Source organism: Wolbachia endosymbiont of Culex quinquefasciatus Pel, assembly GCF_000073005.1.
GTDB lineage: Bacteria > Pseudomonadota > Alphaproteobacteria > Rickettsiales > Anaplasmataceae > Wolbachia.
In genome coordinates this window covers 313,335-337,690 of the sequence record NC_010981.1, presented here as the reverse complement: position 1 = coordinate 337,690, position 24,356 = coordinate 313,335, and the positions used below count along the sequence as shown (strand labels likewise).

Here is a 24,356-nt window from a genome sequence, read left to right as displayed (position 1 = left end):
TGTGATTTTATAGATAACAATAGCAATTCACCAAAGAACACACGTAGTACCCTCTAAAACTTAATTAAACGGCATTCTCGGTAATCTTACCATTATAGAACAAACCTCCCTTTAAGTCTAACACGATTTTTATCCTTTGCAAAAAAAAAGTGAACAGTTTTCGTAATTTTGGTGAATATATATAACAAGAAAACAACTTTCTGCAGTAGCACATGATTCTCGTTGTTGGACTACAAAAACCTATGAATTGCTAGTGTATTTTGCAGGAACCAAACGATATTTTGGAATCAGTGCTACTTATAGTTTTAAATTATAGCAAATGTCAACCCTAACACTAGATCTCGGCAAGCAAACGGGCTGGGCAATTCTTACAGATGGAGTAATTGAAAGTGGCAGTGAGAGTTTTCATACTAGTCGTTTTAGTGGAGGTGGCATGTGCTTCTTAAATTTTCGTAATTGGCTTAATTCTTTGAAAGAGATTTCTGTAGTGTATTTTGAGGAAGTAAGAAGACACTTAGGAACTGATGCTGCTCATTGCTACGGTGGTTTTCTTGCCGTTCTATCTGCTTGGTGTGAAGAACATCATGTGCCGTACAAAGGTGTTAATGTTAAAACTATCAAACGCTTTATAGCTGGTAATGGTAACGCAAGTAAGAGTGAAGTTATTGAAGCTGTAAAGGAAAAAGGGTTTTTACCTAGAGATGATAATGAATCTGATGCTTTGGCACTAATATTCTACGTTATGAATTTTAGTAAAGATTTTAACACATTAAAAATACCATAAAAGTGGGTCCTTTCGGCTATAATGGCGGGTTTGGTGGTGCTGACCTCAGGCCTTTTCTAGTGTTAGACATATTTTGAATATTAACTTTTTAATTATTAAGAATTTAAACATATATGAATTTAGCAATCCACTACTATCCTACTCGAGATCTAGTCGAATATGAGCGTAACCCACGTAAAAATGATGACGTAGTAAATAGAATGTGTGCTTCTATTCGGGAGTTTGGTTTTCGTATACCAATAGTTGCAAAAAGCGATGGGACTGTGGTTGATGGCCATTTAAGACTTAAAGCAGCAAGAAAACTTGGTATGGAGAGTATTCCAGTGGTCCTCAGTGATAATCTAAATGAACCACAAACCAAAGCTTTTCGATTGCTGGCAAATCAATCAGCTAATTGGGCAAAGTGGGATGATGAGCTTTTGAAAGTAGAAATTCAAGAGTTAGAAGATTTACAGTTTGATCTTAAAATGACTGGATTTGAATTAGAAAAAGTTCAACATTTCCTTGATGATTTAGATAGTGAAAAAGAAGATCTTTCTGACTTAGTTGTTGATGACAAAAAGGTAGAAATAACAAAACCAGGTGATCTATGGATTTTAGGTGATCATCGAATCTATTGTGGTGATAGCTCTGTAGTTGAATCATATAAAGCGCTGTTAGATGATAAAATGGCAGACATTACTGTTTGTGATCCTCCATATAACGTTGATTATGGTAGCAGTCAAGAAAGAGAGGATAAAAAGATACTAAACGATAATCAAGGTGAAAAGTATGAGCTTTTTCTCTACGACATCTGTTCCCATATTTTAGCATATACGAAAGGAGCAATTTACATCTGCATATCATCATCAGAGTTTTCAACGTTGCAAAAAGCATTTGAGGAAGCGGGAGGAAAATGGTCAACTTTTATCATTTGGGCGAAGAATCACTTTACGCTAGGAAGATCAGATTATCAAAGACAATACGAAGCAATGCTTTATGGATGGAAAAGCGGCAATAAACGTGAGTGGCATGGAGGAAGAAATCAAAGTGATCTGTGGTTTTATGATAAGCCAACACACAATACACTACACCCAACGATGAAGCCAGTAGAGCTAATGGAGAGAGCAATAGTAAACAGCAGCAGACCAGGAGACATAGTACTTGATCCATTTAGCGGCTCTGGCAGCACACTGATTGCATGTGAGAGAACAGGAAGAATTTGTAGAACAATAGAGCTAGATTCAAAATTTGTAGATGTAACGATAAAACGTTGGCAAGTGTATACAGGCAGGGAGGCAATTCTTTCTGGTACTGGTAAAACTTTTCCAGAGATTCAAGAAGAAAAAAAGGAGCAAAAAAAGTGAAATTAATAACACAAACAGAATGGGCAAGAGAACAAGGATTTTCAAAGCAATATGTCTGTTATTTAGTAAAGAAAGGAATAGTTGAGTTGGAGAATGGTTTGATCAATAGAGAACAAGCAAATGAAGCAGTAGCAGCAATAAGAGATCCAAGTCAACCATTGAGAAGAAAAAACTATTCAGAAAACGGAGAAAAACTTTCCACAATGTTGCTAAAAACGCGAATAAAAAATGAAATGGAACGAGGTAAACTGCTTGAGGCAAAAGCTAAGGCTGAAATAGGAGAGCTTGTAGCAGTAGAGGAAGTGAAAAACGAAGCATTTAATGTAGCAAGAGTTGTACGTAATAATCTGCTTAATATTCCAAATAGAGTTTCAGCGCTGCTTGCATCACTGAGTGACACTGAAAAGATTCATATGGAGCTAACTGAAGAAATTACAAACTCGCTTGAAGAATTATCTAACACTAAATTTTAAATATAAAATGTCTGCTCACTTAAGTTTAGAATTAATAAAGTGCCTCATTAATCAACCTGGATTAGATGTTAATGTTAGAGGATTAAATGGCAAGACACCACTACATTGCGCTATAGAATTTGACGAATTAAGCATGGTGGATCTGCTACTTACGAAGAAGAACATTAATCCTTTTGTAGAAGATAATGACGGCAAAACATCTCTTGATTACGCTAAAGAAGGAAAAAAAGCAGAAATATTAAAAGCGCTAATTAATAATAAATACGGGTCAGAACAAGATAGCTTACTTCATTTAGCTGCAATGGTGGGTGAGGTAAATGCTGTAAGGTACCTAATAAATAGAGGCATCGATGTTAATTCGCGTAATGCAATATTTCATACACCATTACATTTGGCAGCTGGTATTGGACATGTAGAAGTTGTAAAGATTTTAGTCAGAGAAGGAAATGCTGAAATCGAGGTTTTTGATGCACGAAATCAGACACCGATGCACTATGCAGTTAACAACAAAAAATTAGAGATAGTAAAGTTATTACTGGAGCTAGGAGCAGATGTAAATAGCGCACGTGTAGGACAAAATTCAATGAAATTATCACCTATTCATATAGCTGTAAGTAATACTAATTACGATGAAAGAGATTTGTGTTTGGATATCCTCAAATGCTTAATAAGGGAGCCTAATGCTCAAGTCAATTTGCAAGACTACGAAAATAAAACACCACTACATTATGCTGAAAGACTGAAAACAATAGAAGTTTTACTAACGCGAGAAGATATAGACCCTCTGGTAAAAGACGATAGTGGCAAGACACCATTTGATTACGCTAAACCTGAGATAAAGAAGGCTTTGATAAGTAATAAATACGGTTCTGAAAAGAATAGTCTACTCCATTTAGCTGCACAAAGAGGAGAAATTGAGCTTGTAGAGTCTATCTTAAAAGAAGAAATTGATATTGATATTTCAAATAATAAGAGTCTATCACCGATCTATCTTGCTGCAGAAAAAGGGCATTTACATGTAGTGAAGTTATTGCTGAAAAAAGGAGCAAACTATACACCTGTTCTGCACTTAGCAATCAAGTCAAATAATTTAGAATTACTAAAAGTTTTATTTAATGAAAAAAATGGAGCGTTACTCTGCAGAGATACCGTTGTTAATTTTCCAACCCTTCATAATAAATATATAGCACAGAGAGAAATAGCAGATAAAAGGATGAAAAAACATAATAATATTATCTGCATCTGTATTACAGTTAGCGCAGTAGCAATGGCAGCATATATAGGTTTAACAGCAGCAACAATAAGCAGTGCAATCATTTTTGCAACAATAACAGGGATATTTGCGCTTGTTGTAGCAATAATGGTAAGTGAGATGAACAAAAGATATATAGAAAAGGAATTTCAGAAAAAGATGTTTATGGAACTGGAGGAGTGTAGTTCTACTGTTAATGATGTTGCAATTGTGAGTAGATGCAGATAATGATATACGCTAGAGCTTTTTCTGAAGGTTTAAGACCAGATCCAGAGCTTAAAGTATCAGAGTGGGCGAATGAGTATCGAGTTTTAGCGCCAACTGCAGCATCAGAGCCAGGTAAATGGAGAACAGAGAGAACGCCATACCTTAAAGAAATCATGGATTCACTTTCTCCGTCCTCACCAGCAGAAAAAGTAGTATTCATGAAAGGAGCGCAGATTGGAGGAACAGAAGCAGGTAACAATTGGATTGGCTATATTATAGATCAGACTCCTGGTCCAATGTTAGTTGTGCAGCCAACAGTTGAAATGGGAAAACGTTGGTCAAAAGGAAGATTTGCGCCGTTAATAGAGAGTACACCATGTTTAAAAAGTAAAGTAAAAGACCCAAGGTCAAGAGATTCAGGCAATACTGTGCAAAGTAAGGAATTTCCAGGTGGAATAGTAGTAATAACCGGAGCAAATAGCAGTGTAGGACTAAGATCCATGCCAGTAAAATATCTCTTTCTTGATGAAATAGATGCCTACCCAGGAGATTCAGGAGGAGAAGGAGATCCAGTACTGCTCAGTATTGCTCGAACTAATACATTTGCACGTCGAAAGATTTTTTTAGTATCAACGCCAACGATTCATGGAATAAGCAGAATTGAGAAAGAATTTGAAGCAACAGATAAGAGATATTTTTTTGTACCATGTCCGCATTGTAATTACTATCAAGTTCTAAAATGGTCACAAATAAAATGGGAAAATAACGACTCAAGAACAGCACATTATGTCTGCACTGAATGTAGCGGCAAAATAGAAAATCATCAAAAGACAGAGATGCTAGAACGTGGAGAATGGAGAGCTACAGAGGCAAAAGAAGGGGAGAAAAAAGGATTTCATCTTTCAAGTCTTTATAGTCCAGTTGGGTGGTATAGTTGGCAACAAGCAGTAGAGGATTTTCTGCATGCAAAAGAAAGTGAACAATTACTGAAAGTTTGGATAAATACTACGCTTGGAGAAACTTGGGTAGATAAAGGAGAAGTACCTGATTGGAAGCAATTATTTAACAGGAGAGAATTTTTTCCCGTAGGCACAGTACCAAAAGGTGAAGTGGTTCTCACAGCAGGAGTAGATGTCCAAAAAGATCGGTTAGAAGTAGAAGTTGTAGCATGGGGAAAAAGCCGTGAAAGTTGGTCAATAGACTACCGAGTATTTGAAGGAGATACAGGAGGTAGGGAAGTATGGGGAAAACTCTCTGAGCTTTTAAATCATCATTTTATTGGTGAAAATGGGCTTGAATATATGATAAGCATGATGGCGGTTGATGCAGGGTATGCAACGCAGGAAGTATACAACTGGGTAAGAGGTCATCAGGGCTCTGGAAGAGTAATGGCAGTCAAAGGTGTAAATAAAGCTCTAGTGCCACTTAGCAGCCCAAGTAGAGTTGATATAACAGTTGGTGGTCAAAAGCTGAAAAGAGGAATAAAGCTCTGGCCAGTAGGAGTATCGATATTAAAGTCAGAACTTTTTCAATTACTTAATGTTTTAAAGGACGGTGAAGAAGCTCCAGCAGGATACTGTCATTTTCCCGAGTATGCACCTGAATATTTTAAGCAGCTAACGGCAGAGCAATTAGTCAGCAAAGTGGTAAAAGGATACACCAAACAAGAGTGGCAAAAGGTAAGAGAAAGAAATGAAGTGCTAGATTGCCGAATTTATGCGAGAGCAGCATCTATTGCACTTGGAATTGATCGTTGGCCAGAGAGTAAATGGAATAGTTTGAGTGGAAAAATGGAAAGCAAAAAGCCTAAAAAAGTAATACAGAGTAAGTGGCTTGGTAATCAAAATGTACAGTGAAGAATATTTAACTCAAGTTGAGAAAGCAATTCAAAAACTGCAAAGCGGAGAAAGAGTTGTCTCAATTGCATATGGTGACCATGTTGTGAGGTACGGGGAAGTTCAAATAAATGATTTATTGAATTTAAGACAACGAATTAAGGCTGAGTTAAAAGTTGCAGGCATGAGGCCAAAGAGGAAAATTGTTTTTTCAACGAGTAAAGGAATTTTATAAATGCTGCTAAAAACCTTCAAGCAATTATTTAACAAACCAAAGATAAAAAGCTCAGCGTGGGATACAGCAGGTTCAGGAAGAAGATTTTTTCACTTTCAACCAGAGTTAGGAAGTATAAACAATTTGCTGTCTCAAAGCCTTGAAACTTTACGTAGTAGATCACGTGATATGGTGAGAAAAAATCCATATGCAGCAAATATTATTGATACAATAGTAAGTAACTCTATTGGAACAGGAATAAAGCCGCAATCAAAAGCAAAGAATGCAGAATTTCGAAAGAAAGTACAAGAATTATGGCTGAAATGGACAGATGAAGCAGACAGTAGTGGAGTAAGTGATTTTTATGGATTACAAGCTCTAGTGTGCAGAAGTATGATAGAAGGTGGAGAGTGTTTTGTACGCCTCCGAAATCGTAAACTCGAAGATGGATTTTCTGTACCATTGCAACTTCAAGTATTGGAATCAGAGCATTTAGATAACAAAAGCAATCAAACACTTGCAAATGGCAATATTATTCGTAGTGGCATTGAATTTAACCGACTTGGGCAAAGAGAAGCTTATTACTTATTTAGAGAGCACCCAGGTGAAGGTTCGTTTGGAGAATCAGTTAGAGTACCGGCAAATGATGTTTTACATATCTATAAACCTTTAAGGCCTGGACAAATTAGAGGAGAACCTTGGCTTTCTAATATACTGCTAAAGCTTTATGAGCTTGATCAGTACGATGATGCGGAGCTGGTAAGAAAGAAAACTGCAGCAATGTTTGCTGGATTTATTACGAGACTCGATCCTGAGGCAAATATTTTAGGAGAAGGTGAAAGTAATGAGCAAGGAGTAGCACTATCTGGCCTAGAACCTGGAACAATGCAGCTTTTAGACCCAGGAGAAGACATAAAATTTTCAGAGCCGTCTGATGTTGGAGGAAGTTATGAAGCATTCATGAGACAGCAACTGAGGGCAATAGCAATAGGCACAGGGATAACATACGAACAACTAACAGGAGATTTAACCGGTGTTAATTATTCATCAATCAGAGCAGGACTGATAGAGTTTCGTCGTCGATGCGCTATGCTGCAACATAACATTATGGTATTCCAATTTTGTAGACCAGTATGGAGTAGATGGCTAGAGTTAGCAGTACTTTGTGGAGAACTCCGTATAGATGAAAAAGTGGCAAAAGCAGCGAAAGAAGAAGTAAAATGGATACCACAGGGATTTGATTGGGTGGATCCACTGAAAGATCAACAAGCACAACAGATGGCAGTAAGAAATGGCTTCAAGAGTCGCTCAGAAGTTGTTTCAGAATTGGGTTACGATGTTGAAGAAATTGATCAAGAGATTGCCGAAGATCAAAAGCGAGCTGATTCTTTTGGACTTTGTTTCGATTCTGACATTAATCATAAAAGGGAAGGAAGGTGATGTGGATAAATAAACCAGTAATGGTAGAGAGAAGAAGCTTTGAACTATTATCATTATATAATAGCAAACAACCTATCTTTAAGAACTTAAAGCATTTTCATATAAACCCAAAAGGAATAGCAATAATACGTATTTATGGAGTTTTGACAAAAAAAACAGAAGCTTTTGATCATATTTTAGATATGACTTCGTATGAAAATATTCATGAAGAGATAGAGAGTGCTTTAGAAGATAAAAGCATAGAGACGATTCTACTTGACATAGATAGTCCAGGTGGAGAAGTAAATGGAGTGTTTGATCTAGCTGATTTTATCTACGGTGTAAGAGGAAAAAAGAGGATAATAGCGATAGCAAATGATGATGCGTACTCTGCTGCATATGCTATAGCTTCAAGCGCTGAAAAGGTTTTTGTGTGTAGAACCTCTGGTGTTGGAAGTATAGGTGTTATTGCAAGTCACATTGACCAAAGCGGTTTTGATGAAAAGCAAGGAATAAAATACACAACTATTTTTGCAGGCAAGAGAAAGAATGATTTAAATCCACATGAGCCAATGACGTCTGAAAGTCTGGAAAGCTTACAAAAAGAAGTAGACCGACTATATGAAATGTTTGTGCAGCTAATAGCAAGAAACAGAGGTCTTTCAATTGAAAAGATTCGATCAACAGAAGCAGGTCTATATTTTGGCGAGAAAGCAGTAGAAATAGGTCTTGCAGATGGAGTTACAACATTTTTTGAATTTATTAACAAAGGAGAAAATACTATGAATAAACAAACTACAACTGACCTAGAAATTGATGACCTAGAAACTGATAATTTAACTAAGTATCGTACTGAAATTGTTGAATTAATACGTTTATGTAACTTATCACGAATGCCAGAGAAAATAGGAGAATTTATTGAGCAGGGTGTAAGTATTGAGCAAGCGAGGGAAGTTTTAATGGAATTACTTGCAGAGAGAACGAAAAAGACAGAGATACTGAGTGCAATACCACAGAATTCGCAGGAAGATTTGATGACACAGGTAGCGAAAAGTCGGTGCATTTAAATTTTATAACCGCCATATATAGTGCTCTGCGGTAAATAAGTGTCCAAAATGTGCCATAATGGCTAATTATAAGGTAATAACTGCGGTGTATAGCATTTATAAACACGGCGGTAAAAAAATAAAAAAAGGAGAGAAAAAGACATGATAAGTATAACTGAAGGAAATAATTTAGGCGATCTTCTGAAATATGAAGTGTCCAACCTATATTCAAGAGATCAAATAACAGTAGCTAAAGGTCAAAATCTTAAGCTTGGTGAAGTAGTTGCCAAAAAGACGGAAGATGGTTTTATTAGAGTACTTAATCCTGTTGGAACAGATGGCACACAAACAGCAATAGGTGCAATAGTAAGTGATGTAAATGCGACAGAAAATTCCAAAGCAGTAATTATTACTCGTGGTGCAATACTAGCAGATCATGCAGTTGTGTGGCCAGCAGGTATCACTGAAGAGCAAAAAGCTGCAGCAATAAAGCAACTTGAAGGACGAGGGATCATTGTCCGCAAGGGAGTGTAACTTAAATTAATAAGGGGGAAAAAGAATGCAAAATCCATTTACAAATACAGCATTTAGCATGACGGCACTAACAAATGCGATGAATATATTGCCGATAAATTATGGACGGGTTGAAAATTTAAATTTATTTCCAAATAGGTCAGTAAGATTTAGACATATTACAATAGAAGAACATAACGGAGTTTTAAGTTTACTACCAACGCAAGTTCCAGGGGCGCCAGCAACAGTAGGAAAAAGAGGAAAAAGAAAGGTAAGAACGTTTACGATTCCACATATTCCACATGATGATGTAGTACTGCCAGAGGAAGTACAAGGAATAAGGGCATTTGGATCAGAGAGTGAACTTAAAGCGCTTGCAGACGTAATAACTGACCATTTACAGCTAATGAGAAACAAGCACGCAATAACATTAGAGCATTTGCGAATGGGAGCGCTGAAAGGAATAATTCTGGACGCAGATGGCAGTGAATTATTAAATCTGTACAACGAATTTGAAATCACGCCAAAAGTAGTAAATTTTGCCCTTGGAACAGCAACAACTGATGTAAAGCGTAAGTGTCTGGAAGTATTGCGACATATTGAAGACAACTTAAGTGGTGAATATATGACGGGAATTCATGCACTCATAAGCCCTGAGTTTTTTGATGCACTTACTTCTCATACTAAAGTGAAAGAAGCATATGAGAGATGGCAAGAAGGAGCAGCGCTTCGGAATGATATGAGGTCAGGGTTTACGTTCTGTGGAATAACGTTTGAGGAATATAGAGGGCAAGCAACTGACCCTGAAGGAACGGTGAGAAGATTTATTGAGAAAGATACAGGGCACTGTTTTCCACTAGGAACAGCGAGCACATTTACAACATATTTTGCACCAGCAGATTTTAATGAAACAGTAAATACACTAGGACAGCCACTATATGCAAAACAAGAGCCAAGAAGATTTGATAGAGGAACAGATTTACATACGCAGTCAAATCCTCTGCCAATGTGTCACAGACCTGGGGTATTAATCAAAATTACTGCAAGTTAATGAGTATAGAGAGGTTGTTGGAGGATTGTTTTGAGCATCTAGGAGTGGAAGCCACATATTGTAATAAAAATAAGGAGGGTATTCATAAAATAAAAGTGCTAATGAAACGTCCTGAGACTAAGTACTCTTTAGGTACAGATGGAGCATTAACTCAGCAAATTGCTTCTATAGAAATACGTGATCAGGACGTTACTTCCTTTAGCATAGGTGATTATATCAAGATTGAAAAAAGGTTCTACAAGATTTTTGAACCACCATTGAAAGATTCTTCAAGTAAAATATGGAAAATTCAAGCTGTAGGAGAAGGAAGTGTTTCATAATGTAAACCAGGTAATAAGTGATATCAGAGGAAAAGAAGCTCAAATCAAATTAGTAGTAGCAAAAGCACTGAATAAAACAGCAATATGGTTAAAGGGACAAGCAGCTAAGGAAATCAGTGAGGAAAAGAAGATAAAATTAACGGTAATGAGAAAAAGGTTGCGAATCTTTAAAGCGAAAGCAGGTAGGTTAGAGGTTTTAATAAGAGCAAACTTGTATGATGTAAGGGCTTCATCTATTGGCAGTATGAGAGAAACAAAAAGAGGTACGAAAACAGGAAATCATGAGTTTATAGGAGCATTTACTGCAACAATGCCAAGAGGTTATAAAGGAGCTTTTAAACGTGAAGGAAGAGCAGCATTGCCAATAAAGGAAGTAAAACTACCACTCGAACCTGAGGCTTCAAGGATAATAGGAAATCTTGTTAATTATGAGGTTGAGAAAGTGTTTACAAAATTTTTTGAACGTGAATTGAGCTATAAAGGATGAATTTGAAAGATTTACATGATAAAATTTGTACCACGCTGAAGAGAGAAATACCAGCAATTCAAACTTGTGAAATTTATCCATCGATAAGAAAAGAATTATTAGCGCCAGCGTTATTTGTAGAGCTTGTGAGTTTAGAATCGGGAAAAGATCCTGGAACAGAGGAATTAGCGCTGAAAGCAAGATTTGAAGCACGCATTGTGACTGATAGCACAATAGAAAATGCCCCTATTATTGTCAGAACATTAGCAGCAGAAGTAGCAAGAGTAGTAAATAAAAATACTTGGAATGTGGAAAATGTTTCACCAGGAGAATTTATCTCTACGGAAATTGACGGATTTAGACCCGAATTAGATGCGTATTTGTTGTGGTTGGTTGAGTGGAGTCATCAGCTTCATTTAGGTAAATCGATATGGACAGAAAATAAGATTAAACCACATACGATTACAATAGGAGAAAATGTTAGAGAGTAATTTTGCTATTTCAGAGCTGCAAAGAAAATTAGCAAACATTGTACGAATAGGGCTTGTAAAAGAAGTAGATTATGAAAAAGCAAAAGTAAGAATTAAAATAGGCGAATTTTTAACAGATTGGTTGCCATGGATAACAAGCAAAGCAGGAAAAGATAGAAATTGGTCTCCGCCAGGTATTGATGAGCAAGTAGTGATACTTTCCCCGCTAGGAGAATTATCTTTAGGAGTAGTACTTCCTGGAATATATCAACAAAAGTACTCTGCACCAGAAAATAAAAAAGAGGTGAGTAGCTTAACATTTCAAGATGGAACAAAGTTGTCATACGATAAAGATAAACATCATTTAGAGATTGAAGTAGTAGACAAAATAACACTGAAAGCTGGGGAATCGAGCATAGAAATGACAAAAAGTGGAATAAAACTGAAAGCAGAAAGGATCGACTTAAATTGAACAAAGGAATAGTAAGGTTAGGAGACTATTGTGGAGAAGCTATACCACATTTCTGCATTAGCGGAAGTAATAATGTTTTTGTAAACGGTAAGTCAATATGTAGACAAGGAGAAAGTTTTAGTGAAGGAAAAGTAATGATTCAAGGATCAAAAACAGTGTTTGCAAATGGTCTTAGTGTAGGAAGAGTAGGAGATATAGTTTCATGTGGGTTTAAAGTAATAAAAGGCAGTGAAAGCGTTTTTGCAAAATAGAAATGAAGGGTATGGATGCTAAAACAGGAAAAACGTTAGAAGGAATAGAGCACTTAAAGCAGTCGATAATTGATATACTGACCACTCCTATTAACAGTAGAATAATGAGGAGAGATTATGGTTCTCGATTATTTGAATTAGTAGATAAGTCAATAAATAGAGATCTAACTTTGGAAATCTATTCAGCAGTAGCAGAAGCTCTACAAAGGTGGGAGGAAAGATTTAAGCTAGAAAAAGTAAAAATGACAGAGGTGAAAGAAGGAAAAGTAACGCTTGATCTAGAAGGATTATACTTACCAAGCGGGAAAAACATTCATTTTGATGAAATTGTAGTTTAAAGATGAAGCAGCTAAATATTGTAGAAAAGCTGAGTTATGAAGAAATCTTTTCGAGAATGAAGGAAGAGTTAGTAAAGCGAGATGCAAGTTTTACAGGATTGGTAGAAAGTGATCCAGCAATGAAGGTATTAGAAGTAGCAGCATGGCGAGAACTTTTACTCAGACAAAGGATAAACGAAGCTGTAAAGGGTAATTTACTTAAATTTGCAACAGGAGAAGATCTTGACTCTTTAGCTGAATTTTATGGAGTAGAGAGGCAAAATGAAGAAGATGATGAACATTTTAGAAAAAGAATAAAAGCAAAAATAGCAGGTTGGTCAACAGGAGGAAGTAAGGAATATTATAAATATCATGCACTGTCAGCAGATAGTAGAGTAAAAGATGCACTAGTAGAATCACCTATACCAGGAAAAGTACAAATTTCAATCTTATCAACACAAACTGGCATATTGTCAGAAGAGCTACTAGAAATTGTAAAAAAGCAGGTTACTAGAGATGATATAAGGGTTTTAACAGATACAGTAACAGTAGTTGGTTGCAATATTACGGAAATAGATATTCACAGCAGAATGAGCATAAGTCCTGTAATATCGAAGGAGGAAATCAAGAAGCAGTTTATTGAGAAGTTTGAATTAGCAAAAAGATTAGGGTGGAGTGTAACAAGATCGTGGATAATAGCGAATCTATTTGTAGATGGTGTAGAAAACGTAGAATTAATCGAGCCAAAAGAGGATGTTGTGGTGCTAGGTAACGAGTGTGCAAATTTGCGAAATTTAAAGATTGAGTAATGCTATTACCCCCAAACGCGACAAAGCAAGAGCAAGCATTGGTTGATGCAATCGATTACAAAGTTGATCCAAGTTGCATCAGGAGATTTAAATTTAGTCTTAAAGAAGAAACATTGCCGTGGATAATAGAAGAATATGGTTTAGAAGAGATACTGCGTTGGGTAAAAGATAGAAGAAAAGCCGTAATAGAAGGAGTAAAATTTCAAAGACTGCGAGGAACTCCAGCATCACTAAAAATAGCACTAAAATGGGCAAATATAGAAGATATTAAAATTATTGAAGAACCACCTGGTAAACATTTTTTTGAGTTGCAAGTAGGGATAAAAGAGGTACCAAATGACTTCTTCGTAGATGCAGTAGTAGAACTTGCAAAACTATCACTGCCTGTAAGATCCAGATTGATGAGGATTTTTAACGATTATTATAATGTGCAGAGATTTATATTGGATGAGAGTTTATTTGGAGATCTTCTTTCTGATTATTCAGGGGTAAAAATAGAAAAAGATGGACCAGTGTTATCATTTGGAAGAGTAAATTTTTTCAGGTCTAGTGGTCCAGTTATTAGGATTATAGAAAACTATCTACGCGATCATTATGAACGAGCTTTAAGCAATGATATATATCGCCTAGATGTAGCAGTACTTGGAGAAACAGAGGCTCATACAAAGGATTACAAAGGCATTTATGAAAGAAGTCATCAGTGGTACAACTTAAAAGCACTATATCCTCTATCACAGAGCTTATTACCAGAAATAAAGTTTGCCAAAGCACAGATTGTACTGTCAGATAGCTGGAAATTAGGAGAAATAAATGGGTGCTTTCCAGTAAGTAGCGTAGAAGAAAAAGGAAATAAATTTGTATTGGGAAACGATAAACTTTCAGGGCAACGTTGGAATTTAAAACACAAGCCAATTTTAGAAAGATTCAGTATTATCCATCGTTACAAAGTAGAAAATTATACAGATCAGAAGGTCAGAAAATATGTTTTAGCAGAACACAACATTTACTATAAAAACGACTTATATTCAGAGCAAAAAGACTCAATACACGAATTAGAAAAGCACATTTTAGTGTTTTACCCGGGAGTACTGAAATGGCACGAACATCGACATTTGCACAGAAGTTGGAAAAATAGTCAAGTAATATCTATAATAAGTTAAATACTTATATTTAGATCCTCATATATTATATTAATAATAGGTTAAAATGTATGAAATAAAAAGAAAAGGACTTGCTTTCTCATGCTAAAAAGGACATGACTTGAATAGCGGCAGGTAAATATAAGAAATTTGTCTGGCGCTAGAAAAGCTAATTTTGTGAGGTAAGTATGAAGTTTAGCAAAGAATCTTTTAGTAAGTTTTGTAAAGAAGTATCAAGTAAGGATATTAATAAAAGAAATGAAGAAGGAGAGACGATATTACACCAAGCAGTAGAAATCTCCAATTACAAAACAGTGAGGTTCTTAATAAAGAAAGGAGCAGAGGTAAATGCAAGAGATAAAAATGGTTATACACCTCTGCACTGTGCAGTATTTGCGAAAAGCTTAGAAAATGTAAAAGTGCTGCTAAGAGAAGGAGCGGAAGTAAATGCTACTCAATATGTCACTGGATGTACGCCACTCCACTCTGCGTGCAAAATAGGAGGAGCAGGAGTTGAAATAATAAAAGAGCTAGTGAAGGCCGGAGCTGAAGTTAATCAACTGAATAAGTATGGTGCAACACCAATGTATTACATCTGGGAAAGTGAAAAGTATTGCCTATGTGATAGCAAAGAGAGTGAAAAGGCAAGTAAATTTTTGAGAGAAAAAGGAGGAATAACAAAAAGTAGAGAACTGACGTGCTATGGAATAGAGGGGCTAGTGGGAGAAATAGCAGACATGTTGAATGGAAGCTACATGCCGGAGCTAAAAATAATAGAGATAGGAGAAATAAGAAAGAGAGACAAATCACTAATAAAGGAAGAATGTGAAAATTTAGCAAGCAAAATAATGAGCCAAGTAAATGAGATGATAGATGAGGTGGTGAAAAGGAAGGCTTAGGTTTAAAGAAAGGTAGGGGTAGATTATGATAAAGCTTGGTAAGAAAGAGAAATCTCTATTAGAGAGCTCATTTAAAAAGAAAGAGACGAAAAGGGAACTACATTATGCAGTAGACGCAAAAACAGTGAGATTATTAGTCGAAAAAGGAGCGAATGTGAATGCTAAAGATGTAGAAGGATACACAGCACTGCACCTAGCGGTAACGGAGAAACGTCTAGAAATCGTGAGGGAATTGATAAAATCAGGAGGGAATGTAAATGCGGAAGAATATGGAAATAAATGCACACCGCTGCACCTTGCATGCATGATAGGCGAAAAAGAGATAGTGAAAGAATTAGTGAAGGCTGGAGGAGAAATAGAACAAGCGGATAAATTTGGAATGACAGCAATGGATTATGCGAAAAACAGTAAGGAGATCACTGAAATATTGAAGAAAGAAATAGACAGAATTGAAAAGCTATTTATGAAGGGCTAAAAATATGGAGAAAGAAATAGAAAAGAAAGTAATGAATTTAGAGAAAAAACCTTTGGGTGAAATGAGAAAAATATGGAAGAAGGTATATGGGGAAGAGGCACCTAGACATTCAAAGAAGTACCTGATACCAAGATTGGCGTATAGGTTACAGGAGAAAGTGCATGGAGAAATATCAAGAAAGGGGGCAAAAAGACTAGAATATCTAGCAGATCGACTAGAGAAGGGAAAAAGAATAAGTAGCGATAAACTGCCAGTAGCAGGAACAGAGCTGATATTAGAAAGGGGTGAAGAAACACATGCAATAATGGTAACAGATAAGGGTTTAATCTACAGAGAAGAATTTTATACGTCATTGTCAGCAGTAGCCGGGAAAATAATGGGAATGAGCTACAACGGACCTTTATTATTCGGGATGCGTGACAAAAGTGGAAATTGAGGAGAGAGAATGCTAAAAGAAGTAAGATGTGCAATATATACGAGAAAATCAAATGAAGATGGTCTAGAACAAAAGTTTAATAGTCTTGATGCGCAACGTGTAGCATGTGAAAAATATATAAAAAGCCGAGAAGGATGGGTAGCATTGGCAAAAAGGTACGATGATGGCGGATATTCAGGAAAAAACTTAGAAAGACCAGCAATAAAAGAATTATTTGAAGATGTAAAGGCAGGAGAAGTAGATTGTGTAGTAGTATATACGCTCGATAGGCTATCAAGAGAAACAAAAGACAGCATAGAAGTGACATCATTTTTTAGAAGGCACCGAGTAAATTTTATAGCAGTAACGCAGATATTTGATAATAACACACCAATGGGAAAATTTGTACAAACGGTATTATCAGGAGCAGCGCAACTAGAAAGAGAAATGATCGTAGAAAGAGTAAAAAATAAAATAGCAACATCAAAAGAACAAGGATTATGGATGGGTGGAACTTTACCGCTTGGGTATGATGTGAAAGATAAGGAATTAATAATAAATGGAAAAGAAGCAAAGACGGTAAAACATATATTTGAGAGGTATATGGAGCTAAAATCAATGGCAGAATTGGCAAGGGAGTTAAATAGTCAAGGTTACAGAACGAAAGCAAGGTTTGATATCTTTAAAAAAGCAACGGTGAGGAGAATAATAACAAATCCAATATATATGGGAAAAATACGGCATTATGAGAAAGAGTATGAAGGAAAACATGAAGCAATAATAGAAGAGGAAAAGTGGCAAAAAGCACAAGAATTAATAAGGAATCAGCCATATAGAAAAGCAAAATATGAGGAAGCGCTGCTTAGGGGAATAATTAAGTGCAAAAGCTGTGATGTAAATATGACTTTGACGTACTCAAAAAAAGAGAATAAAAGGTACCGATATTATATATGTAATAACCATTTAAGAGGAAAAAGTTGTGAATCGGTAAATCGAACAGTAGTAGCAGGAAAAGTGGAAAAAGAAGTGATGAAAAGAGCAGAAGATTTATATGAAAAATGTGGAGAAGAATGGAAAAATTTAAGTTTTGGAAAACAGAAAGAAGTAGTGAAAAAGTTAATAAAGGGAGTAATGGTAAAAGAAGATGGAATAGAGGTGAGCTCAGAGGATAAGGTGGAATTTATACCAATAAAAAAGAAAGGAAACAAATGCACAGTAGTAGAGCCAGAGGGGAAAACAAACAATGCATTACTGAAAGCAGTGGTGAGGGCTCACCTATGGAAACGTCAGCTAGAGGAAGGAAAATACGCAAATATAAAAGAGCTGAGTGCTAAAGTTAATATAGGTACAAGACGTATACAACAAATTTTAAGATTAAATTATTTAGCACCAAAAATTAAAGAAGATATAGTAAATGGGAGGCAGCCAAGGGGTTTGAGGTTAGTGGATTTAAGAGAAATACCGATGCTGTGGGGTGAGCAATTAGAGAAATTTTATGGATTAGGGGCGTAATTACACCATTTATAAAAAGAACAAAAGGAGAGAAACTGAAAACACCAAAAACTATTGAAAGGTATTGCTGAGAAATAGGAAAAATAGCCAAATTGCCGCTACTGCAGTTGATATAGAGGAATCAAGGACCATACCAAAAGATGTTGAGATTGATATAGAAAAGTAAATCAATGTTACAAAAGTTGACACCTAATTATGCGAAGATATCAATATAAATATTGAAGATTTTAACAGACTAGATACGACAATGGTAGAAAATGTATCCAATTTTAGCTGCATATTTTAATAGTAGATCTGGAGTGTAAAAGGCAGCCCAGCCATTGTATGTTCCATATCCTCATTTTGTAGCCAGCTTAAAAACAACATAAAAGAGTATTCTTAGAAGACATTGGTACGAACTCCTTAACCTATAAATTATAGTAGTTTATATTTAAATAATAATCTTCAACTTTTTTAGCAAATCAATCTACCTAGAAACTTCTCTCCTAGGATCAGAAGTCCTTCTTAACTCTTCACGTTTTGTCCATTTGTTGTTAGACTCGCTTATTACTTCAGGACGCATTAATCCACCAGATCTTTCAAAATATCCCTGTTCAATAGCATCGTAGACCCAGTAGTTACCAAGCTCGCAATCATTGCCTAACTCTTCTTCGCGACCTTTGAATTTTTCTAATATTTCTTCTCTATTACTCACTTCTACTATAATTTTGCTTTTATTCTGTACGTCAGGATACAGCCTAACGTCTACATTTCCCAAACTAGTATAGAAGGTTAATACTATATCGCTGCCTTCTGTAAGATCTGTGTAATTCCTTATGCCATCTTCAGTTTTAATTTCTACTTCACTTTTACCGATCTTTACTATATTTCTTCCACACTTTACATCCCCATCGGTTAGACCTAAATCCCTTGTCCCATCTGTTATCTTTATAATGTCTATTTTACTATCTTTAGAATATTCTAAGTAAAAAACGGAGTTGTCTACTCTTGCATCTTTTAGCTCGCTATTGGTTGCACTTTTTGCGATTTCAATAAATTTATGAGAATTGCTAATATAATCTCTATAAGCTTTTTTTAGGTTAGTTTTATGCTCTTTAAATTCTGATGTCAGTGTGTTAGCATCAACTGTATTACCAAACACTGCTCCTTTTGATACTAATTGACATATTATACTACTAGCAACTTTAGGATTTTTTTCCAACTCACTGATTTTTTTCATCACATAATCGGTAAAAGTGTACTCATTACCTAAAAAAAAATCTTGTGAAGAAGAATAATTTAAACGTACACCAGACTTTATAGCATCATTTACAATCTCTTCAAGTTCAGCCATGTTTTGAGCTCGAAATACCTTATCAGAAAAATTATTTAACTTCTCCTTTTGATTTGAAGTTAAATTAACGAGTAATTTACTGGCCTGTCCTTTCTTTTGCTGACGATAAATATTTATATCATAATCTAATGCTCCTGCTTCTAAAAATATCTTTCTTAACTCTTGAGCAAGACCTTCATTGTCCCAAGCAAAACGATCAACATACGAAAACACTTTTGATTCACCCATTCCTTGCCGAATATTTAGCACTACTTTTAGGTCTGAATCTCTTTTATGCTTACTTAAAAACTCCTTTAAATTTTTAGTGCAGTCTGAATCGAGTACAAGTAAGTCATACAATTCTGCATTTAACTTTTTCTGTTTATCAGTTAGAAATAATTCTTCTATATTATAGCAGAGTTTATTAGTTGCTATTTGTTGTGGAGTTTTGCCCTTTCTACTTGTTATATTAGGGTTAGCTCCTTTTAAGAAAAGAGAGTTTGCATTATTGTAATGACCTTTGGCAGCAGCAATGTATAATGGTGTTTTTCCTTTACTATCCTGTATGTTAGGATCTGCGCCTGCTTCTAAGAGTAAATCTACAGCCTGATTTCCTGTGCGACGAAATCCACCAATATTTGCTCCTGCAATCGCATGCAATACTGTTGATTGAGATTCTCCTCTTCTTAGGTTAAGAATCACTTTTAAATCTTTATTGTTTTTATTATCATATAAAAATTCTTCAAGGGGCTCAGTATTATCAAATGAACCACAGTTAGAAGCTAAACATTTTAGAGCACTAAGTAACTTTTTGTTTAAAATTTTTTGACTTGGCGTAAGATCATGGTCCAGAGCAAACCAAACACAAATTTGCTCGCTTAGTCCAAGTTTGCTATCAATTAAAGAAGGTAGTTCATTATGATTTCTAACTGATGGTAAGTCTCCTGAGTACCACATATCATTCATCAGCTCATTTAATAAATGCTCTTTAGATGATAGATGTTCTATAATGGACTCATATTCGAAATCATATAGTTCTGATTTGGATTTTGGCTTTAGTAGATTGATGATAGATTTTACCATCCCAGTAGACTCACTCATACTTACCCCTTAAGCTAAGATATATGATATATTGTATGCGATATGTAACATTAAGTCAATAACCATAATCTTTTTACTGCTCACGTCGTTAAGCTTTTGTTAAGTTTTTATGGTGAGTAACAATGGAGTATATAGAGAGGTTAAAAGTTGCTTATGACTCCAAATTTGAGCTAATTTTACTATAAATCAACATGGTTAAGACCTATACTTGATATCACTACTATAAGAGCATGATGCTTTAAAGGAGCACGGAAACTGCTGAAGCTTATACAGTAACCTGCGGAGCCACTTCAGCAGAATAAACAAACACATGCCAGTATTAGTAGAGAATTATTTATAAGTCAACTAACTTTTTCAAAAATATTTTAGCAAGAACATCAGTGTTGTGAAAAAAAGTTCAAAACCTTCCAGCCTTGGTAACTATTTACACAATACATACTTTTAGCTCTTAGCTATCTAAGGAATTCACTGGAGATTGATTACTATAAATGTAATTCATATTATGCTTAGTAATAAATGTATCGGAAAACGAACTTTTAACAGCACTCCATGTACTCGTATCAGGATCATTTTGTTTTCCTTCTATAACTTTGTCACAAAACTTCCCGACAGCATAACCTACTTAAGATGACTATTTCTTAAGACTAGATCACTGATTAACTGCTCGAGATAGACCTGCTTGTTTAACATAAGGTTGTTGGAGACTACCTGGCTGTTGACCAAAAGCAACCACAGAGCTATGTCTTACATCTACCTCTACAAACTCATTACCAATTTTTATAAGGGAACCTTCATCTGTTGCACCTTTATTAAAAACAGCATATATCAGTTTCACTTTGCCAGCATCAGTAATTACCTTATACGCTTCACCTTCTTTATATCTTTTCAACTGGTCCTTAGCATCTTTTTCTTTTTTATCCAATTCTCCTTTCTTAGCAAATTTTAGCTCTATTCCAACTGGGGGGTATTCTTTTTTTTGATCAGTAGCATTTATAACCAACATAACATCCAACTTCTCTCCACCACCTATTTGAAATTCAGTAATAACTTTTATATTATCTTCTCCGTAGCTACTAAATAAACCATGCAATACAGCTTGAAATGTAGCCTCATTGCTTATTAATGATTTGAAAGGATGTAGTATATGAGAAATTTCTTCAAATAGTTTTTTGTAATCATCATATTTACCAGATTCTATAGCTTTGCTCAAAGCTGCTTTAAATTTTTTATTTTCCACAATTCGAGTAAAATTACCTTGTAAAATTTCTTTACCTCTTTTGTATTTGTCCAATGAGTCATACGTATTTACTGTAATTCCCTTATTCTTATTACAGTACTGATCAAATGGATTCTTATTACTAGGCGTACTGTATAAGTTACAGGTTATTTCTTGTATCTTTATGTCATTGACGTTTTGAATTCTCCTAATATTTTCAATAGGAATTCCTTTATTATCTGGCACTCTCAATGCAAATTCATTTTTTTCATTTATGTTGAGTATAAGCACCTTCTTACCTAAAGTTAGCACTATAGTTGTAACACAATCCTCAATACTTTCTTTTGCTGCTTCTGGGCGTTTCTGTGATCCAGTAACCATTTTATCATTTTGATCATAAATAAAAATATGTTTACCTAACTTTTCACGCTTAATAATATTAGAAATAAGTACTAGCTGACCTAAGATCATTCTGCTGACATAATTAATATTATCACTTCCACCATTGCTCCAAACAATTCCATAGTAAAGATACTCTAGCTGTGTTCTTATCACCTCAGCATTCGTTGCTTCAGTGCCAAGTAACTTTTCTATTACAGAATTACCTTCTCGACTAAGAAAATTTTCTACATCAATTTTAACATTTTCGTGATGAACCATGTCAAAATTTAATCCTACACAAATAGCTTCATTAGCTATAGTAATCATTCTTATAGAGTTAGAAAAAGAGCCCTTAACATAATCTTGTGCTTGCTTCAATGCTTTTATCACTGTACTTATCTCACCAGTACCTGCTTTAAGCTCAATAATAATAGGAATAGAGCTTAGCGACTTATCAGAACCGCGCACAAGCAAAATAATGTCTGCGTAACCTTTTCCAGCAAATAATTCGAGATAAAGTTTTAGGTGAAAACGATACTTAAAATTTATCAAAAACCCAGCTAAAAACCCATGATGACTTGATTCTTTACCGCTAAATAGAGTTTCTTTTTCATATTTCTTATAGACATTTGTAATATAATTAAACATTCTTCTAGCGTTCTTTTTTACTTCTTCGAAATCTTGATTACTCAATTTTGAAATTAAGCTCTCTAGGTCTTGTTGGTCACGATCTTTTTCTATTTCTGTAAAACCTTTTTGTGAATAATCAGTCTTTTTACTAAAAGCTGGATCAACCTTTCCGTGCTTTACTTCTTTTCCTGTAATTGTTATTTCATGCTCTTCTTTTTCTAGTTTATCAAACTCTGCTCCCATTTTCCATTTCTGTGCTATTTTTTCTAACTCTCCTTGAGAGAACTTTAGATGCATGTTACCATCAACTTGATCAGACATCGTTATACACTTAAGTCCCTCATTAGTTAATATAGCTATTTTTAAAGTTCTATTATCATCAAAACGAAAATGAAGTTTTTTAATACCAATTTTAGTAGCAAGTTCTGTGTCTAATACAGTAGCAAACATACCAAAAAAGAAACTAGGGAAAAAGCCTGGCTTTCCAACTGAATGCAAAAAAGAAGGAGATTGATTGATAAACGATTGGAACCTTTTTTGAAAATCTAGGAACTCGTCTTTTGATTTATTTCTCATTAACAGAAGCTGTACCAACTCAAGCGGCTTGACATTACTTGGCATATTACTCCTATTTGCTATGGCTTAAAGATTTTATATTATATGGGGTATCAGTCGTACTGAGACTTGACTGTGGCAAAGTATCACCAGCTTCACGCAAAATTGATTCTTTAGAAGCTTCTTGAGCTAATTTAGAAAATACTTGTTCTCCTAACTGCAATTTTTTACCCCCATGAAATAACTGAATTTTACTTAATACAGAATCTTTAACCTTTATCATCTCTTCACCACTCATTTCTTTTACGTGCTTTAATATCTTCCCTAATATTTCTTCTTTACTTACCCCTTGTCTACTTGGATCCACAATTAAATTTGCTATTGTATATGTAACTGAATAGTCTACAAAAATAGAGGAAATAGATTGCTCCCCGCGGTCTTGAGTTTTTAATTTTATTATACGTTCCCAAACATTCATCATACATTTTTTTGTTTCTTCAGACAGATCTGGATTCTTCAGTACTTGATCTGATAATGAAGATAAAAAAGTTGTGTAACGTTCACATTCAATCTGACTACACAATCGGCTTAATTCCATAAAAGAATCAAAGTAATACTGACCTACTAGCACATTCAACACTGCATAATAAGTATTTTCCTTATAATCTCTATCTAGTAATTTTTTCTTTTGCTCATCATCCATTTTAGACAGGCAAAACTCTATGGTGTCTACTTCTTTGTAACCCTTTACTGCAGATAAAGCTGCTTCAATTAACAGATCATCTTTATCTTGACTAGAAATACTGGAATCATTGTGTAATTTATTATAGAAGAACTCTATACCTTCTTCCCAGTTTTTATTAGAATTTATCTGTATGGATTTTTGCAAACCTTCAACTGATTTATATTCGTTTAGTTTTCCAATCTGCTTATCAATAAGAAAAGACCAGAAAGCTTCTATAGGGCTAGTTTCTTCGATATTTTCCAATAATTCTCTTCTCAGATCATCATCAGATCCATCTTCTTCAAAGGCACTTCTCTTAAATCTCATAAATACTTGTTCAAATAATCCAGGAATCTTATCTTCTAGACAATATTTACATGCCAAGTAATATCTATCTGCAAGATCAAGCGGATTTTCTTTTCCATTTTTATTTTTTTCTTCAGTTAGCCTTTCACCAACAGCTTTATTCTTTAATTTTATTCCATCCCAACAAGAATTATCAGAGAATATATCAGAAAAAAAAATTAGTTTTTCCTCATCAAAATCTTCAATTAATTGAATATAAGCCCTCAACCATCTTTCTACTCTAAGGTGTTTTCTTGCTTTAACTTGATTATCGTCGCCTTTAATAGCACCTTTTAATATATCAAGTATTTTATTGTAATTGTGATCCAAACCAGATTCCATACCCGCAACCCCATTTTGTATTTTAATATAAACTTTAGTCTAGTAAATTATCGTTGCCAAGCCAA

General features: G+C 35.0%; 25 protein-coding genes. 22 read left to right on the top strand and 3 right to left on the bottom strand.

What is annotated here, in order from left to right:
- Positions 1-319 precede the first annotated feature (319 nt).
- The 22 genes from WP_RS01580 (at position 320) to WP_RS01475 (ending at position 17,685) form a co-directional block, all read left to right on the top strand.
- Entirely contained in the window at positions 320-784 is a 465-nt protein-coding gene (locus WP_RS01580; protein ID WP_012481773.1) for a crossover junction endodeoxyribonuclease RuvC, read from the top strand.
- A 113-nt stretch (positions 785-897) separates the two neighbouring features.
- Positions 898-2,130 (top strand): DNA modification methylase, encoded by a 1,233-nt coding sequence (locus WP_RS01575; protein WP_007302943.1) that lies wholly within the window; start codon positions 898-900, stop codon positions 2,128-2,130.
- Positions 2,127-2,603, top strand: coding sequence for a hypothetical protein (locus WP_RS01570; protein ID WP_007302942.1), 477 nt, complete (start codon positions 2,127-2,129; stop codon positions 2,601-2,603). The genes WP_RS01575 and WP_RS01570 overlap by 4 nt, the downstream gene beginning before the upstream one ends.
- A 7-nt stretch (positions 2,604-2,610) precedes the next feature.
- Complete coding sequence (locus tag WP_RS01565) at positions 2,611-4,083, top strand: ankyrin repeat domain-containing protein (protein WP_012481772.1); 1,473 nt, start codon at positions 2,611-2,613, stop codon at positions 4,081-4,083.
- Positions 4,083-5,918 (top strand): phage terminase large subunit family protein, encoded by a 1,836-nt coding sequence (locus WP_RS01560; RefSeq protein ID WP_012481771.1) that lies wholly within the window; start codon positions 4,083-4,085, stop codon positions 5,916-5,918. Before WP_RS01565 ends, WP_RS01560 begins: the two co-directional genes overlap by 1 nt.
- Positions 5,908-6,132: a gpW family head-tail joining protein gene (locus WP_RS01555; RefSeq protein ID WP_007302937.1), complete on the top strand. Its 225-nt coding sequence runs from the start codon at positions 5,908-5,910 to the stop codon at positions 6,130-6,132. Before WP_RS01560 ends, WP_RS01555 begins: the two co-directional genes overlap by 11 nt.
- Positions 6,133-7,551 (top strand): phage portal protein, encoded by a 1,419-nt coding sequence (locus WP_RS01550; protein ID WP_007302936.1) that lies wholly within the window; start codon positions 6,133-6,135, stop codon positions 7,549-7,551.
- Positions 7,551-8,597, top strand: coding sequence for a S49 family peptidase (locus WP_RS01545; protein ID WP_012481770.1), 1,047 nt, complete (start codon positions 7,551-7,553; stop codon positions 8,595-8,597). Before WP_RS01550 ends, WP_RS01545 begins: the two co-directional genes overlap by 1 nt.
- 141 nt (positions 8,598-8,738) lie before the next feature.
- Positions 8,739-9,110, top strand: a complete 372-nt coding sequence (locus WP_RS01540) for a head decoration protein (RefSeq protein ID WP_007302934.1) — start codon at positions 8,739-8,741, stop codon at positions 9,108-9,110.
- 25 nt (positions 9,111-9,135) lie between these two features.
- A complete protein-coding gene (locus WP_RS01535; RefSeq protein ID WP_012481801.1) occupies positions 9,136-10,140 on the top strand; it encodes a major capsid protein in 1,005 nt (334 codons plus the stop codon).
- Complete coding sequence (locus WP_RS01530) at positions 10,140-10,460, top strand: head-tail joining protein (RefSeq protein WP_012481800.1); 321 nt, start codon at positions 10,140-10,142, stop codon at positions 10,458-10,460. Before WP_RS01535 ends, WP_RS01530 begins: the two co-directional genes overlap by 1 nt.
- The gene (locus tag WP_RS01525; protein WP_007302931.1) at positions 10,450-10,947 is read left to right on the top strand and encodes a phage tail protein; all 498 of its coding nucleotides are present in this window, start codon (positions 10,450-10,452) and stop codon (positions 10,945-10,947) included. Before WP_RS01530 ends, WP_RS01525 begins: the two co-directional genes overlap by 11 nt.
- Positions 10,944-11,417, top strand: a complete 474-nt coding sequence (locus WP_RS01520) for a hypothetical protein (RefSeq protein ID WP_012481799.1) — start codon at positions 10,944-10,946, stop codon at positions 11,415-11,417. Before WP_RS01525 ends, WP_RS01520 begins: the two co-directional genes overlap by 4 nt.
- Positions 11,404-11,868, top strand: coding sequence for a phage baseplate assembly protein V (locus tag WP_RS01515; RefSeq protein WP_012481798.1), 465 nt, complete (start codon positions 11,404-11,406; stop codon positions 11,866-11,868). The genes WP_RS01520 and WP_RS01515 overlap by 14 nt, the downstream gene beginning before the upstream one ends.
- Positions 11,865-12,119 (top strand): PAAR domain-containing protein, encoded by a 255-nt coding sequence (locus WP_RS01510; RefSeq protein ID WP_012481797.1) that lies wholly within the window; start codon positions 11,865-11,867, stop codon positions 12,117-12,119. Before WP_RS01515 ends, WP_RS01510 begins: the two co-directional genes overlap by 4 nt.
- Before the next feature lie 2 nt (positions 12,120-12,121).
- Entirely contained in the window at positions 12,122-12,457 is a 336-nt protein-coding gene (locus tag WP_RS01505) for a GPW/gp25 family protein (protein WP_012481796.1), read from the top strand.
- A gap of 2 nt (positions 12,458-12,459) precedes the next feature.
- A complete protein-coding gene (locus WP_RS01500) occupies positions 12,460-13,245 on the top strand; it encodes a baseplate assembly protein (RefSeq protein WP_012481795.1) in 786 nt (261 codons plus the stop codon).
- Positions 13,245-14,405 (top strand): phage tail protein, encoded by a 1,161-nt coding sequence (locus tag WP_RS01495; protein ID WP_007302879.1) that lies wholly within the window; start codon positions 13,245-13,247, stop codon positions 14,403-14,405. Before WP_RS01500 ends, WP_RS01495 begins: the two co-directional genes overlap by 1 nt.
- A 167-nt stretch (positions 14,406-14,572) precedes the next feature.
- Entirely contained in the window at positions 14,573-15,283 is a 711-nt protein-coding gene (locus WP_RS01490) for an ankyrin repeat domain-containing protein (protein WP_007302881.1), read from the top strand.
- A 25-nt stretch (positions 15,284-15,308) separates the two neighbouring features.
- Entirely contained in the window at positions 15,309-15,758 is a 450-nt protein-coding gene (locus WP_RS01485; protein ID WP_007302882.1) for an ankyrin repeat domain-containing protein, read from the top strand.
- A 4-nt stretch (positions 15,759-15,762) separates the two neighbouring features.
- A complete protein-coding gene (locus tag WP_RS01480; RefSeq protein WP_007302883.1) occupies positions 15,763-16,194 on the top strand; it encodes a DUF2924 domain-containing protein in 432 nt (143 codons plus the stop codon).
- A 9-nt stretch (positions 16,195-16,203) separates the two neighbouring features.
- Complete coding sequence (locus WP_RS01475; protein ID WP_007302977.1) at positions 16,204-17,685, top strand: recombinase family protein; 1,482 nt, start codon at positions 16,204-16,206, stop codon at positions 17,683-17,685.
- Positions 17,686-18,151: 466 nt separating this feature from the next.
- Here WP_RS01475 and WP_RS01470 read toward each other — a convergent pair whose 3' ends face one another.
- The 3 genes from WP_RS01470 to WP_RS01460 form a co-directional block, all read right to left on the bottom strand.
- The gene (locus WP_RS01470; RefSeq protein ID WP_007302978.1) at positions 18,152-20,098 is read right to left on the bottom strand and encodes an ankyrin repeat domain-containing protein; all 1,947 of its coding nucleotides are present in this window, start codon (positions 20,096-20,098) and stop codon (positions 18,152-18,154) included.
- Positions 20,099-20,747: 649 nt separating this feature from the next.
- Entirely contained in the window at positions 20,748-22,946 is a 2,199-nt protein-coding gene (locus tag WP_RS01465) for a hypothetical protein (RefSeq protein ID WP_007302979.1), read from the bottom strand.
- Positions 22,947-22,953: 7 nt separating this feature from the next.
- Positions 22,954-24,291 carry a hypothetical protein gene (locus WP_RS01460; protein ID WP_007302980.1) on the bottom strand — a complete coding sequence of 446 codons (1,338 nt, stop codon included), beginning with the start codon at positions 24,289-24,291 and terminating at the stop codon, positions 22,954-22,956.
- Between the last annotated feature and the right edge of the window lie 65 nt (positions 24,292-24,356).